Raw genomic sequence first — 13,774 nt, 5'->3', positions numbered from 1 at the left:
GCGGTTGAGACTCTTGCTCATAAATATATTTCTGGGGAAAATATTAAACAAGTCATCAAAACAGTTGAACGACTGCGAAAAGAGAAAATGGCTTTCACCATTGATTTACTTGGTGAGGCGGTGATTACCGAAGCCGAAGCGCAGTCTTATCTAGAACGCTATCTAGAATTAATGCAACAATTGGTGGAAGCGTCGAAGAATTGGTCAGCTATCCCGGCTATTGATGAGGCTGATGGCGAAATAATCCCAAAAGTTCAGGTTTCTGTGAAGTTAACGGCGTTTTATTCCCAATTTGACCCATTAGATGCTAAAGGTAGTGAGGAGCGAGTTAGCGATCGCATTCGGATTCTGTTACGTCGTGCTCAAGAGTTAGGCGCATCTGTGCATTTTGATATGGAACAGTATGCCTACAAGAACATAACTCTTAGCATCCTGAAAAAACTGTTACTGGAAGAAGAGTTTCGGCAACGCACAGATGTTGGGATGACAGTTCAGGCATATCTGCGTGATAGTGAGCAAGATACTAAAGAGATAATTTCTTGGTTGAAACAGCGTGGTTATCCCCTGACAATCCGCTTGGTGAAAGGCGCATATTGGGATCAGGAAACTATCAAAGCAGCGCAGAAGCATTGGCCACAGCCAGTTTACAACGAGAAAGCGGCAAGTGATGCTAACTTTGAAACGATTACTCAGTTGTTGCTAGAAAATCATCAATATGTCTATTCTGCCATTGGTAGCCATAATGTGCGATCGCATTCTCGGGCCATTGCGATCGCTGAAAGTTTAAATGTACCTCGTCGTCGGTTTGAATTGCAAGTCCTTTATGGGATGGGGGATAAGGTGGCGAAGGCGTTGGTTGATAGGGGTTATCGGGTGAGGGTTTACTGTCCTTATGGTGAATTATTGCCGGGGATGGCTTATTTGATTCGGCGGTTGTTGGAAAATACGGCTAATAGTTCTTTTTTACGGCAAAATTTGGAAAATAGGCCGGTTGAGGAATTGTTGGCGGCGCCTGTTGGGGATTTTTCTCACGCAGAGGCAAGGCAGCGCGTTGCGGGGGTTCCCCCCGTTGTAGCGACTGCCGCGCAGAGGCGCAGAGAGGAAGAAGGTAGTTTTGTTGGGGCGGCGGATACGAATTATGCGGTGGAGGAGATGACAAGAAAATCTGCTCAAGCTTTCCAAAGTGTTCGTCGAGAGTTGGGTAGAACTTATTTGCCGCTGATTAATGGGGAGTATGTTAATACTCAGGAATTTGTTGATTCTTTGAATCCTTCTAATTTTAGTGAGGTAGTTGGTAAGGTTGGATTGATTAGCGTTGAACAGGCTCAACAGGCGATGCAAGCGGCTAAGGCGGCGTTTCCTGGGTGGAAGAAGACACCAGCTAAAGAACGCGCTGATATTTTGCGGAAAGCGGGTGATTTGATGGAGGAACGCCGCGCCGAACTTTCAGCTTGGATGGTTTTGGAAGTTGGGAAACCTGTTAAGGAAGCTGATGGAGAGGTTTCTGAGGCGATAGATTTTTGTCGCTATTACGCTGATGAGATGGAACGGTTAGATAAAGGTGTTAATTACGACATTCCTGGGGAAACTAATCGTTATATCTACCAGCCACGGGGTATTGCTGTGGTGATTTCTCCTTGGAATTTTCCGCTGGCGATCGCTTGTGGAATGACTGTCGCAGCTTTGGTTTCAGGCAATTGTACTCTCCTCAAACCCGCTGAAACATCTTCTGTAATTACGGCGAAACTCACGGAAATCTTGATCGAGGCTGGTATACCGAAAGGTGTATTTCAATACGTACCCGGTAAGGGTTCGGAAGTTGGCGCTTATTTGGTAAATCATCCAGATACTCATGTAATCGCTTTTACAGGTTCCCAGGAAGTTGGTTGTAGAATTTACGCAGAAGCGGCAATGTTGAAACCTGGACAAAAGCACATGAAACGGGTAATTGCGGAAATGGGCGGCAAGAATGCGATTATTGTCGATGAAAGTGCTGATTTAGACCAAGCTGTTGTGGGGGTAGTGCAGTCGGCATTTGGTTACAGTGGGCAAAAATGTTCTGCCGCTTCCAGGGTGATTGTGCTGCAACCGATTTATGATGCCTTTGTGCAACGGTTGGTAGAAGCGACAAGATCCTTGAACATTGGGGAAGCAGAGTTACCGAGTACGCAAGTTGGGCCGGTAATTGATGCTAATGCCCGCGATCGCATCCGCGAGTATATTGAGAAGGGTAAGGCAGAAGCACAAGTAGCGTTGGAGTTACCAGCACCCGAACAAGGATACTTTATCGGACCTGTGATCTTTAGTGAAGTATCGCCAAATGCGGTAATTTCCCAACAAGAAATTTTTGGCCCTGTGCTGGCGGTAATTCGGGTGAAAGATTTTCAGGAAGCCTTAGCAGTCGCCAACGGGACAAACTACGCCTTAACTGGTGGACTTTATTCTAGAACACCTTCGCACATTCAGCAGGCGCAGACAGAATTTGAAGTTGGGAATTTGTACATCAACCGTAATATTACAGGAGCGATCGTGGGACGGCAACCCTTTGGTGGATTCAAGCTTTCTGGAGTAGGTTCTAAAGCAGGTGGCCCTGATTATCTACTGCAATTTTTGGAACCACGCGCAGTCACAGAAAATATTCAGCGTCAAGGTTTTGCACCAATTGAAGGTGCTGATTAAACTATAGAAAAAGGTGGGTTTTTCCCCACCTTTGTTGATATACTAACCACAGAGATAGTTTGATGAGTAATTTAGTCATAAAAATTGCTGATTTATCTAAAGAATTTCCAGCGATCGCAGCAATTAGACAATCAGTTTTTCAGCAAGAACAAGGGGTAGATCCCGCTTTAGAATTTGATGGCAAAGATGAAATCTCTGATCATTTGATTGCTTATTTAGATGAGAAAGCTGTGGGTACTACCAGAATTAGATATTTAGATCATAAAACTGCCAAAATAGAAAGACTTGCTGTTTTGTCTACAGCTAGAGGGCAGGGTATTGGTAAGAAAATCATGGAAAATGCACTACAGATTATAACTAATAAAAATATTCCAGAAGTTGTGATTCACGCCCAAGAGTATATAAAAATTTTGTATCAAAAATTGGACTTTGTAGAAGAAGGACAAATATTTGAAGAAGCTGGTATTCCTCATGTGATCATGAGAAAAACTTTACACTTAGTCTAAAAATATAAGTGCGATCGCTTCGGTATAAATTGGTGTTTCGTTCATCTGAAAAATTGCTAGCCTAGATTTGGTATAAATAGAGTGAATTGACTACCTTCTCCCAAAGTCGATTTCACAGTAACATCTCCACCGTGCAAACGCGCTAATTTGCGTGTCAAAGCTAAACCCAAACCAGTGCCTTCGTACTGCCGATTTAACTGACTGTCAAGCTGTTTAAACGGTTCAAATAAAAGTTTAAACTGATTTGAGTCTATACCAATTCCAGTATCTAAAACTGTAAAGTTTATCCCTTGTGGTACTTTTTTCACTACCAGCGATACCTGACCGGCAGGGGTGAATTTAATCGCATTGGTGAGCAAGTTAAGCAGCATTTGCTTAATGCGCCGCTCATCAGCAATGCAAATATCTAGTTTTAGGTCAATTTTATGTGTGAGTTGTAATCCCTTGTTGATCGCGCGATCGCGCACTGTCGATATGACATAATTACATAAATCTAACACTGGCACAGATGACAGTAATAATTCCTCTTTGCCTGCTTCTACCTTAGATAAGTCAAGGATATCGTTAATCAATAGCAGTAGTTGCTCACTACTACTATATACACAACTCATATATTCATTCTGCTTTTCATTGAGAGCGCCAACTATTTCTTCTTGCAGCAATTGCGATAAGCCCATAATCGTATTGAGAGGCGTCCGTAGTTCGTGGCTCATGGTTGCTAGAAATTCAGTTTTTGCTCGACTGGCAGTTTCTGCTGCTTCTTGAGAGGCACGCAGTTTCAACTCTGTTTGCTTGCGTTCAGTAATGTCTTCAATCATCGCTAGAAAAAACTCAGGTTCACCATTGCTGCCTGGTATTAGAGAAACAGATATTTGAGTCCAAACTAAGCTACCATCTTGATGTAAACAGCGTCTTTCTATCTCAATGCGATGTCTTTCGACAAGCTGCTCTTGATGCTCAAAGGGTTGGAAACCGTTCCTCGAAGTTCTCCTTGAATCTGTGCAAATTCCTGATATCAGTTGTTTGTAAAGTTTTAAATCCCCCCTTTGTATGGAAATATAATCTGTAAAGCGCTTGCCGTATAGCTCTTCTTGGCTGTATCCAAAAATCTCGCATAATGCCAAATTAGTATCGACTATCTGTGCTTTCATATCTATAAGTGCAATGCCGATAGAGGAACACTCAAAAATCGCCCGAAATTGCGCTTCACTCTGTTGCAGTGCTTCTTGTACGACGTTTCGCTGGCTCGCTTCTATAGCTAGCGTCACGAAATCTGCAATCGAACCAGCAAAATTTTCTTCTTCCAAAGTCCATTGGCGAACTTCGCCTATGTGTTCGTGACACACTACGCCTGCCAAACAACCCTCTAGCCAAATCGGTGCATCCAGCAGGGATGTGATGCCCAAAACTGAAAGATAAGATTCCGATAATTCTTGGGTTCTTGCATCGTTTTGGGCATCATCTACGGCAATGCTGCCTTCTTTTTCTAATGCCTGGAAATAAGCCGGATAATTTGTTTTTAAAAGCAAGTTACCAAAGGTATGCTCCTTGGTGCTTGCATTATATAAATCGACGCATTCAATTTTTGAACGTTCTTCATTATATAGCCACACCCCAACTCGCTCCACTAAGAGCGTCCGAGCAGCAGTTTCTGTGATTTTCCTTAACGCCACATTGAGATTACTTTGTCGAAATGTGCTGCTTCTTGCCAGTTGTACCAGCGTCTGGCTTTGTTTTCGCCGACTATTTTCTTTGATTTGTAAAGCCTTTTGAGACTGGTTGTGTTCTGTAATATCTATAGCCGATAGCACCTGCATTGGTTTCCCTCAAGAAGAAATAATTTTGCTTTATAGTTCTACGTAAAAATTAGAACTGTCTTGGTATAACTACAATTACTTCATCAGGTTTTTCCTAACCGGAAAGTATAATTTTTCTCATCAAATCTTATAATTTTAGATAAGGAGTTTCCGACTAGACTCGGCTAATGACTTCTGCTACTTCATGCCAGTAATTTTTGCCACGGGATAATTAACATTTAATTTAAAATAGTGCCAATATCAAGTAATTATACTTTGAAGTAGTGTAGTATATTATTTTGAATTGGGAAGTCTTAAAATTTGGTGTGGCACTCCAACGGTCAAAGACTCGCTAACAAAAATCTTTTTGCGTATGTCTTAAGTTGATTTATTGCTTAGTGCTGACTACCAAAACACTCCTTGATTCTCCTAGAGAAAGATGTCTAAAGACTTAAATTTTGTCAAAGTCTAAGGTAATGGCAGCTGTTGTGGAGGTAGAACGATGACGGATAGTAGTGTGAGAATTGTTTCTTTAATTCCCAGTGGAACCGAGATTTTAGCGGTATTAGGGTTAGTTGATGCTATTGTGGGGCGATCGCATGAATGTGACTACCCTCCAGAAATTCAAAATCGTCCCATTTGTACCCAAGCGCGCTTAAATTCCAATGCCTCCAGCAGCGAAATAAACGATGAGGTGAATAAGTTATTGCAATCTGCTCTCAGTATTTATCAAATCAAAACAGATGTTTTAGAGCAATTGCAGCCTACCCACATTCTCACTCAAGACCAGTGCGATGTTTGTGCTGTCAGCTTAGATGAAGTTGAAAAGGCAGTTGCCACACTTGTCCACAGCAAACCCCAGATTATTTCTTTACAACCCAATATTCTCAAAGATGTATGGGCTGATATTGAGCGAGTCGGCAACACTTTTGACGTAGACTCGGTAAAAATCTTAGAAAACTTAGAGGCTCGCGTCAAAATTTGCCAGCAAAGAATCCAAGGACTTTCTTTACACGAACTGCCTACTGTCGCCTGTATCGAATGGACTGATCCTTTGATGATCGCTGCAAATTGGATTCCTGAATTAGTTAACTTAGCAGGAGGACAGTCCCTCTTTTGCGCTACAGGTCAGCCTTCTCCTATCTTACCGTGGGAAACATTATTAACTACTAATCCAGATGTAGTTGTTTTTATGCCTTGCGGCTTTGATTTAAATCGCACTCGTCAAGAAGCCAATTTGTTAACTCAACTTCCAGGATGGGAAAAACTGCACGCTACCCAAGCTGGCAGGGTCTACATTACTGATGGCAATTCTTACTTTAATCGCCCAGGTCCACGACTGGTAGATTCTTTAGAAATTTTGGCAGAAATTTTACATCCAGAAATTTTTCAATACGGCTACAAAGGAACCTGTTGGGAACCTTTGTAACAATTTAAAATTAAAGACATTTACATACTCAATCCTGAGTGCTGTTAGCGGTAGCTGGGCGTTTAGCCCGTGCTGAATAAATTAAAAATCACTCAGTAATGATTGATGGACTTGGGTCTTAGCACCGCCCCACACTTCTCTACGAGACGCATAGGTGGTCTTTTAACTCAGCACTCAGCACTCAGCACTCAGCACTCTTCATGGTGTTTGTTTAGAATCTGCTGATGGTTGATTGTTAAATAACAGCAGGCGTGCAGCGAGGATGGCAAATCCTACAGCAGCGATCGCTTTTAATATCCGTGTAGGTAGTAATTCTGCTACTGCACCCCCTGCTAATGCTCCCAAAAGGCTTGTCAACAGCAGTGCGCCTGCTGCACCAAAAAAGACAGCACGCCCAGAATTACAACGCCCTGAAAGTGCGATCGCCGCTAACTGACTTTTGTCACCCAATTCTGATAAAAAAACTGTAATAAAGCTTAGTCCTAAAAGATGCCAATCCATATAATTAAGGGGGAGTAGGGAGTTTTTTTAATGACTAGTAAATATATCCCAAAACAACATTAGAGAAATCAACAACAACATCACACCTGCTGATTTTTCTACAGTTTTCGCGCTGAGTCGGCTGGCTATCCAACTACCTAAAAGCACACCTAACAAGCTGGTGGTGATCAACGCCGCCGCAGAACCTACAAATACAATCCACGGCGAATGAGATTCTGCACTCATTAACAGAGTGGAAAGCTGAGTCTTATCTCCAATTTCTGCTAGAAAAATGGTTACAAAAGTTGTGCCAAAAACACCTAACGCTGATTGCTGCTTTTGAGGACTATCTGCAACTACAGACTGAACTGGCAGCGCGATCGCAGGAGTTAAGTTAAAATCAGTACTGTCTTTGAGTTCTGGCTCAATCTCAGCCTGAAATATGCCAGAAATGTCCAAAGGAGCAGAGTCGAGTTTCACAAGCAGTAGTTTTGTTGCTAAGTTGTTTTCATATTTCTATCATATTCTCAGATTGTTAATAAATTGCAACCCTACAGACAAAAATAAGCGGTGGGAATGTCAAAACCCAACAGTTTTATTGAAGCGTAGTATTTCCAAACTGCGATCGCCATATACTCCTTCTATTTGCTGGCGACAGCAGTCAATGGCAAAATCGTTGACTTCTTCGGGTTCAATCTCATACATATCTTGAAACACTTCTGATTCCACGCGGCAGAAGCGAGGACGATTTTGGTAGATGCGACATTCTCGCGTTGTATGGTCGAAATTAATGCACCATCCGCCTTCGCCTACCATGCTGAGGTAAAGCTCTAGTTCGGGTGGAGAGAGATACTCATCCAAATCTGGACGCTCTGCTGGATTAAGATTACAGCAGGCTCCACATTGCTTTACACATTGCCAAGTTGCCATTTTGGATAAGAGAGTGGGGAGCAGGGGGGAATAATATAATGCAATAGCCCCATCCTAATGCCCAATCCTTCTAATTTTACGTTTTTATGTCTTTTCTTATAATTTTGTTAAGTAAATTAAATCTAATAGGCCATAGCCAGATATGATCAATTTCGGGTTTTGTAATTAAGTTATTGAATTTTTTAAACCAATTGGGAGGAGAAAAGAAAAAATGTTTGACTCTTTGTTTAACACCTTCACTAGTATCAATTGGGAAGTTATTTTCCAATTGCTGTCTATAGCGCTAATCGTAATTTCTGGGCCATTGGTAATCTTTGTGCTGGCATTTCGTAACGGTAATTTATAAGAGTACTGAGTGCTGAGTAAAGAAAATTTTGGAATTTAAAACTCCTAACTCATAACTCAGCATTCAATACTGATAACGCCTGAAGAGCAGCTTGAATAATGCTGTCATACTGTGGTTGAAAAATATCAACTTCTTTGGCGTTTTGACGATTGGTGCCTAGCAAACCAATTATCTGTCCTGGCTGCATGGCTAAGACCTTGCCTTCAGGATTTTTAATTCTTAATTCTGCTCCAATACCGTTTTTATAAAAACCACAAGTATAATGTCGTTGGTTGTACTCAAAAGTGGTGCTCGACGGGATACGTGGGGAAGCAAAAAATTGTTGAAGCTGAATTGGTAGTCTGACACCGATTAACTCTAGCTCGATAGTGGTGTTACCGTTAAAGTAATTTTCTCGCAGTTTGTAAGCAATATCCACTCGCAATGGTAGGTGGAAATAGTCGCCCCAACGCCAGGCGATCGCTTTGATTTTATACTGCTGATGATCGACAGTTTGGGCAATTGTCAGTTTGATGTGACCCTTGCCGACAATTTTTTGCTCAACCACCTGGACATTAGGTGTCCAAAAAATTGGATCGGGGTTGTCCATACCGCAGGGGTGCAGAGCATTAAGCTGTTGGTAAAGCTGCTGATTAATTTGACTGAGGTTGACTTCGGCATCTATTTTGAGCAGAGGCTTGAGATGCTCAGGTTCAAGACACTGGTTAGCAAACTCAATTAAATGCGATCGCAACACCTGTAAATTCTCTGCTGGGAAAGAGAATCCCCCGGCTGCTTTGTGTCCGCCAAATTTGCCTAGTAAATCGTGACAATATTCCAAAGCTTCAAACACATTAAACTCTGGAATTCCTCGTGCTGAACCGCGTATATGTTGCTCATCCTCATAAGTACCGATGAACACGGGAACACCGTAGCGTTCTACCAAGCGGGAGGCGACAATGCCAATAACGCCGTGATGCCAATTGGGTTGAACAACAACTAATACACGGTCTTGCTGGAGAGACGCAACAAATTCTGTTTCTACATAAGCGATCGCTTCTTGTTCAATTTGCTCACACATTAGTTGGCGACTGGTATTTGTTTGTTCGCACAGCATTGCCAGTTCCAGCGCTATCCCCAGATCATCTGTAGTCAGCAGTTCAATGACAGTTTGAGGATTACCAAGCCGACCAATAGCATTAATTCGTGGCCCCAGGCGGAACCCAATATCTTCAGGCTTGAGCGATTTTGGATTTTGAATTTTGGATTTTGGATTGGGAATTTCCTCCCCTGCTCCCCCTGCTCTCTCATCTCCCCTCGCCTGCACGCCACCTACTTGAATCAACGCTTTCACCCCAGCCAAGTTAGATTTGGGTAAATGCTGTAAACCACGTTTTACCCAGCGGCGATTCACCCCAGTCAAGGGAGCTAAATCTGCGATCGTTCCCAGTGTAAATAGTGCTAGCATCGGCTGGATTAAGCCCTTCGTTTCTCCTAGCTGTTGTGCTAGAGACACTGCCAAAATGTAGGCAACACCAACACCAGCAACACCCCGATAAGGTGAGGATTCAGCTATTAGTTTGGGGTTGAGGATAGCGTTAGCTGGGGGTAATTTTTGGGGGATGTCGTGGTGATCGGTGATAATAACTGCAAGACCAAGCTCTCTAGCTCTAGCCACTGGTTCAAACGCAGAGATGCCATTATCTACAGTCAGAATTAATCCTACACCTTCACTGTGAAATTCTTCAACTATGCGTTTATTAATACCGTAGCCTTCGTGCATCCGACTAGGAATAGCATAATCTACTTGTGCTCCTAAAGTGCGGAGACTACGTAAAAGTAGAGCAGTGCTGGTCATCCCATCAGCATCGTAATCACCACAAATAGCAATTTTAGTTTGAGAAGCGATCGCATTTTGCAACAATTCCAAACTAATCGCCAAATCTGGGAATTCTTCTAGCGGTGAAGGCAAAACTAAAGACTCTGGATTTAAAAATGCTTGTGCCTGTTCTAGTGTTTCCATACCCCGATTAATCAACAGCTGGCTGATGATGGGTGATGTATCTGTCTCAACCGCCAGCTTTTGAGCTAATTCTGGTTTTTGTGGATAAATTTGCCAGCGTTGATTAGGTAAGCGTCTGGATTGTTTTGAGGGTTCAGTTAAAGGTCGATCTAGCACAGTAGGAGTTAGAAGTTTTTAGTTATGAATATTGAATTTAAAGTTGTTTCTTAACTCATAACTAATAACACTATTTGCTATCTGTTAAAACACATTGATTCTACCATCATCCATAATATACAACGAGCGATCGCCAGGGGAACGCAAAGTCGGACGGAGTTCAAGGCGCAATGTGCCAAAGTTGGGTTTAGAGACAATTGCTTGTAGTGACAAACCAGTTTCGTTCCAAAATATCAGAGATGTATTTGGCTCTGTACCCTCTATTTGTTCTAGATTTAATTTCTGCCCTGGATTCAAAGATATTGTATCAGTCCCGGAGGGTTTTTGAATTTTGATCAGGTTGGGTGTGCTATTTACGATTTCAACGTTAATGTGTTGCCCAGGTGTAAACTGAATTGGGCGAGAACCACACTTAGAAGCACAAGTTCCAGCTAAGGTAGCACTGGGATTATTGATTGATCCAACTAGAATGGTAGCTGCAACTAAAGCAAATGGTAGAGACTTAAACATAATACACAGTATAAGTACTAAACTGAAATATTACTTCAATTTAGTACTATCAAGCCTCAGCATATTTTCTTGAATTAGAACTGAGATGTGTTTTTATCCGAAACGTCCACTGATATAATTTTCAACTTCTTTGATTTGAGGATTATAGGACTTACGCACACTCTACAAATTCTCGGCGCTCTTCTCTAACGAGACGCTGCGCGATGGCGTCTTGGCGGTTCGATAAATTTAGCTTTTTAGCAATTTTTGCGTAAGTCCTGATTACATCTTGGGTACTACCAACGCTTAAATTTTTCTCGTTGATACCAGCCATGAATTCGCTCAGGTGAAACACCGAGTAAATAAGCAATAATTACTATTTGATTAAGTATGGTAGTTTTGAACACTCCCTTTTGCAACCATCTACGGGCTGAAGTGATAACTGGTGTAGGGATAATTACAATGCGTCCGATGCGTTTTAAACGACGCATGAGTTCAAAGTCTTCCATGATCGGCAATTCGGGAAAGCCGCCAATTTGTTGAAATACTTCCCTTGTTAAAAAAAATGCTTGGTCGCCATAGGGCATTTGCCAAAAATGCGATCGCACATTTACTCCCCACTCTATCCATCGTAAACTTAAAAGTGATGCATCAATCCGCAACCGAAATGCACCAGCGACAGTCCCAGATTGTTGTAGTGCTGTGCGAATCAGATCATCAAACCCAATCGGTAAACGGGTATCTGCATGAAGAAACAGCAGAATATTACCGCTAACAGCTACAGCACCCGCGTTCATTTGAGCAGCACGACCTGGACAAGATGAGATAACTTTTACACCTAAAGACTGAGCTATTGCTACAGTGTCATCTTGGGAACCACCATCTACGACAATTACTTCGACATTTGTACTGGGTTGGGTAATTGCAATCGCTTCTTTGATATTTCCTACTTCGTTGAGAGTCGGAATAATAATCGAAATTTTAGCAGCGCCAATATTCTGACTCATGATTACTGAGTTTTCTTTTCCAGTTGGTTAGAAAATGACCACTCTACCTTACCTTAAGATTGCTCTCAGCCGTGTCTTTAGTTACGTAAGATATACCTGCTTCACCGCCAACTTTAATCCCAAATTCAAGAGTGACTTTATCAATATTACCACCCGGTATTTTCTTAAAAGCATTGATGCTCATAGGTATTGAAGGAACGGGTCAATTAGCTCATCTGGAATTCGGTTACGGTTAATATAACTACGAATGATTTAGGAGTGCTATATGTTCTGTAGCTTGAACCATAACTCAATCTTTTTTGTTTAAGAAAGATTATACAAGTACAACACGGCAGAAATTACTATCTCAATATAATTACTATGACAGCGATCGCTATTAACTTAAACTCCATAATCCAACTCACCGACAACCAATTTTATCAGTTGTGTCGGGAAAATCCTGAAGTCAAATTTGAACGCAATGCAGCCGGAGAACTTCTAATCGTGCCACTTACAGGCGGAGAAACTGGAAATCGCAACTCAGAAATTTCAGCAGATTTTGTGTTTTGGAATCGCCAGACTCAGTTAGGAGTTGGCTTTGATTCTTCCACCTGCTTTAAACTTCCCAATGGTGCAAACCGTTCTCCCGATGTCGCTTGGATTAGACAAGAGCGATGGGATGCACTCACACCTGAACAAAAAGAAAAGTTTCCAGCGATCGCACCAGATTTTATTTTAGAGTTAATGTCACCAAGCGATACTTTGAGAGAAACGCAAGAGAAGATGCAGGAATATATCAATAACGGAGTCAAATTAGGTTGGTTAATTAATCCCAAAATGCGGCAAGTAGAAATCTATCGTCTTGGTAAAGCAATAGAAATATTAGAATCCCCACAAGAACTATTAGGAGAGGATATCTTACTAGGGTTTATTTTAAACTTGCAAATAATCTGGAGATAAATATTCACTATAAATTCGGAGTACTGTTATTTGTTTATTAAACAAATAAATACTAAACTTTAACCAGTATAAAACTTTTTCTTAATATTAACCAAGTAAGCTACTTTCAGCAAATAATTTTGAATTTTCCTCAATCAATTTTAATTACTCATAAAAAGTTCTATGCCTATCTTTAATCGTCTAACTTTGGCTGTTGCCTTTTTCTCCTTTAGCATGACTCTTCTGACTAACCAAATGGCTAAAGCGCAGACGCAAGACCTAGTTTTAGAAGATCAGTTTGACGCAGCTTTTGTCATTACCTCACCGACCGATGCGGTAGCTAGTCACGAAGTTTCAAACTTGATATTTGGGCAAGCAGGCACTTCCCTTAATTCTAATTATTCTTTTTTTTCCAACCTAACGTTAACTACCAATGTTCAGCAAGTCGGCTCAAATAGCTATGACTTAGATTTTTTGCTGACTACAGGATCTAATTCTGGATTTATTCCTCCTGGAGTTGCGATAAGATATCAAGCTGTCAATGAATGGAGACTCGATCTTGGTAACTTTTTCTCTGCTATCAATGATGGAATAAATTTCCTCACTCCTGTTACTTATAACTCAGCGCAGGGAAGCTGGTTTGATGACGGCAATTTAGTTTTTCAAACGAGTTATCTGCCCCAACTAAATGATGGTAGTACGCCAACTAATCTCGCTGGACAATTTGACATAGGACTCACAAGTGGTGATTTAGGAGCTTTGGGTAATGGCATTGATACTTTTGCCTTAAAAGTCAACGTTACCCCAATTCCCGAATCTTCAACCATCAGTGCATTGTTAATTTCAGCAAGCATAGGGCTAACTTTAAATGGACTAAGGAAAGTTAATAAAGGCTGTAAACGTTCACAGGGGTACAAGGTTACTCAAATCCCGTAAAATCCAATGTGTGAAGTAGTTGCAGCAATTAAACCCAGAAGCTGATCCATGTGGGGTACAAGTAAATAACCTGATAAGGCAGATAAGACCTCAGTAATAT

At 41.5% G+C, this 13,774-nt stretch carries 14 protein-coding genes; 6 read left to right on the top strand and 8 right to left on the bottom strand.

Annotated elements, in window-relative coordinates; all coding sequences use genetic code 11:
• Together pruA and ACEW80_RS11735 are read left to right on the top strand one after the other, a co-directional pair.
• Window positions 1–2,679, top strand: a 2,679-nt coding sequence (pruA, locus tag ACEW80_RS11740; RefSeq protein ID WP_373526746.1) for an L-glutamate gamma-semialdehyde dehydrogenase, incomplete at its 5' end; no start/stop codon positions are given.
• 62 nt (window positions 2,680–2,741) lie between these two features.
• Entirely contained in the window at window positions 2,742–3,185 is a 444-nt protein-coding gene (locus ACEW80_RS11735; protein ID WP_373526745.1) for a GNAT family N-acetyltransferase, read from the top strand.
• A gap of 56 nt (window positions 3,186–3,241) precedes the next feature.
• On the opposite strand, the gene ACEW80_RS11730 is transcribed toward ACEW80_RS11735, so the two are convergent.
• Window positions 3,242–5,002 (bottom strand): PAS domain S-box protein, encoded by a 1,761-nt coding sequence (locus ACEW80_RS11730; RefSeq protein WP_373526744.1) that lies wholly within the window; start codon window positions 5,000–5,002, stop codon window positions 3,242–3,244.
• Between the two features lie 481 nt (window positions 5,003–5,483).
• On the opposite strand from ACEW80_RS11730, the gene ACEW80_RS11725 reads away from it, so the two are divergent.
• Complete coding sequence (locus tag ACEW80_RS11725; protein ID WP_373526743.1) at window positions 5,484–6,410, top strand: cobalamin-binding protein; 927 nt, start codon at window positions 5,484–5,486, stop codon at window positions 6,408–6,410.
• 198 nt (window positions 6,411–6,608) lie between these two features.
• Here the strand turns inward: ACEW80_RS11725 and ACEW80_RS11720 are convergent, their stop codons facing one another.
• From ACEW80_RS11720 to ACEW80_RS11710, 3 genes are all read right to left on the bottom strand, one after another.
• Window positions 6,609–6,911 (bottom strand): TMEM165/GDT1 family protein, encoded by a 303-nt coding sequence (locus tag ACEW80_RS11720; RefSeq protein ID WP_373526742.1) that lies wholly within the window; start codon window positions 6,909–6,911, stop codon window positions 6,609–6,611.
• A gap of 27 nt (window positions 6,912–6,938) precedes the next feature.
• A complete protein-coding gene (locus tag ACEW80_RS11715; protein WP_373526741.1) occupies window positions 6,939–7,370 on the bottom strand; it encodes a TMEM165/GDT1 family protein in 432 nt (143 codons plus the stop codon).
• Between the two features lie 99 nt (window positions 7,371–7,469).
• Entirely contained in the window at window positions 7,470–7,820 is a 351-nt protein-coding gene (locus ACEW80_RS11710) for a YkgJ family cysteine cluster protein (protein ID WP_373526740.1), read from the bottom strand.
• 211 nt (window positions 7,821–8,031) lie between these two features.
• On the opposite strand from ACEW80_RS11710, the gene psb30 reads away from it, so the two are divergent.
• A complete protein-coding gene (gene psb30, locus ACEW80_RS11705) occupies window positions 8,032–8,166 on the top strand; it encodes a photosystem II reaction center protein Ycf12/Psb30 (protein ID WP_373526739.1) in 135 nt (44 codons plus the stop codon).
• Window positions 8,167–8,215: 49 nt separating this feature from the next.
• Here the strand turns inward: psb30 and ACEW80_RS11700 are convergent, their stop codons facing one another.
• From ACEW80_RS11700 to ACEW80_RS11685, 4 genes are all read right to left on the bottom strand, one after another.
• Window positions 8,216–10,324 carry a DHH family phosphoesterase gene (locus ACEW80_RS11700; RefSeq protein ID WP_373526738.1) on the bottom strand — a complete coding sequence of 703 codons (2,109 nt, stop codon included), beginning with the start codon at window positions 10,322–10,324 and terminating at the stop codon, window positions 8,216–8,218.
• 84 nt (window positions 10,325–10,408) lie between these two features.
• A complete protein-coding gene (locus tag ACEW80_RS11695; protein WP_373526737.1) occupies window positions 10,409–10,834 on the bottom strand; it encodes a hypothetical protein in 426 nt (141 codons plus the stop codon).
• 275 nt (window positions 10,835–11,109) lie between these two features.
• The gene (locus ACEW80_RS11690; RefSeq protein WP_373526736.1) at window positions 11,110–11,820 is read right to left on the bottom strand and encodes a TIGR04283 family arsenosugar biosynthesis glycosyltransferase; all 711 of its coding nucleotides are present in this window, start codon (window positions 11,818–11,820) and stop codon (window positions 11,110–11,112) included.
• Between the two features lie 43 nt (window positions 11,821–11,863).
• Complete coding sequence (locus ACEW80_RS11685; protein ID WP_373526735.1) at window positions 11,864–12,004, bottom strand: CU044_2847 family protein; 141 nt, start codon at window positions 12,002–12,004, stop codon at window positions 11,864–11,866.
• 176 nt (window positions 12,005–12,180) lie between these two features.
• On the opposite strand from ACEW80_RS11685, the gene ACEW80_RS11680 reads away from it, so the two are divergent.
• Together ACEW80_RS11680 and ACEW80_RS11675 are read left to right on the top strand one after the other, a co-directional pair.
• On the top strand, window positions 12,181–12,759 hold the full coding sequence (locus tag ACEW80_RS11680; protein ID WP_373526734.1) for a Uma2 family endonuclease: 579 nt from the start codon (window positions 12,181–12,183) through the stop codon (window positions 12,757–12,759).
• Between the two features lie 162 nt (window positions 12,760–12,921).
• On the top strand, window positions 12,922–13,674 hold the full coding sequence (locus ACEW80_RS11675; protein WP_373526733.1) for a hypothetical protein: 753 nt from the start codon (window positions 12,922–12,924) through the stop codon (window positions 13,672–13,674).
• The last annotated feature ends 100 nt before the right edge of the window (window positions 13,675–13,774 follow it).

Origin of the sequence: Nostoc sp. (assembly GCF_041747015.1) — a bacterium.
In the GTDB taxonomy this organism is placed as follows: Bacteria; Cyanobacteriota; Cyanobacteriia; order Cyanobacteriales; family Nostocaceae; genus Nostoc.
Note: the sequence above shows the minus strand (reverse complement) of the source record. Positions and strands in the feature narration are given on the sequence as shown.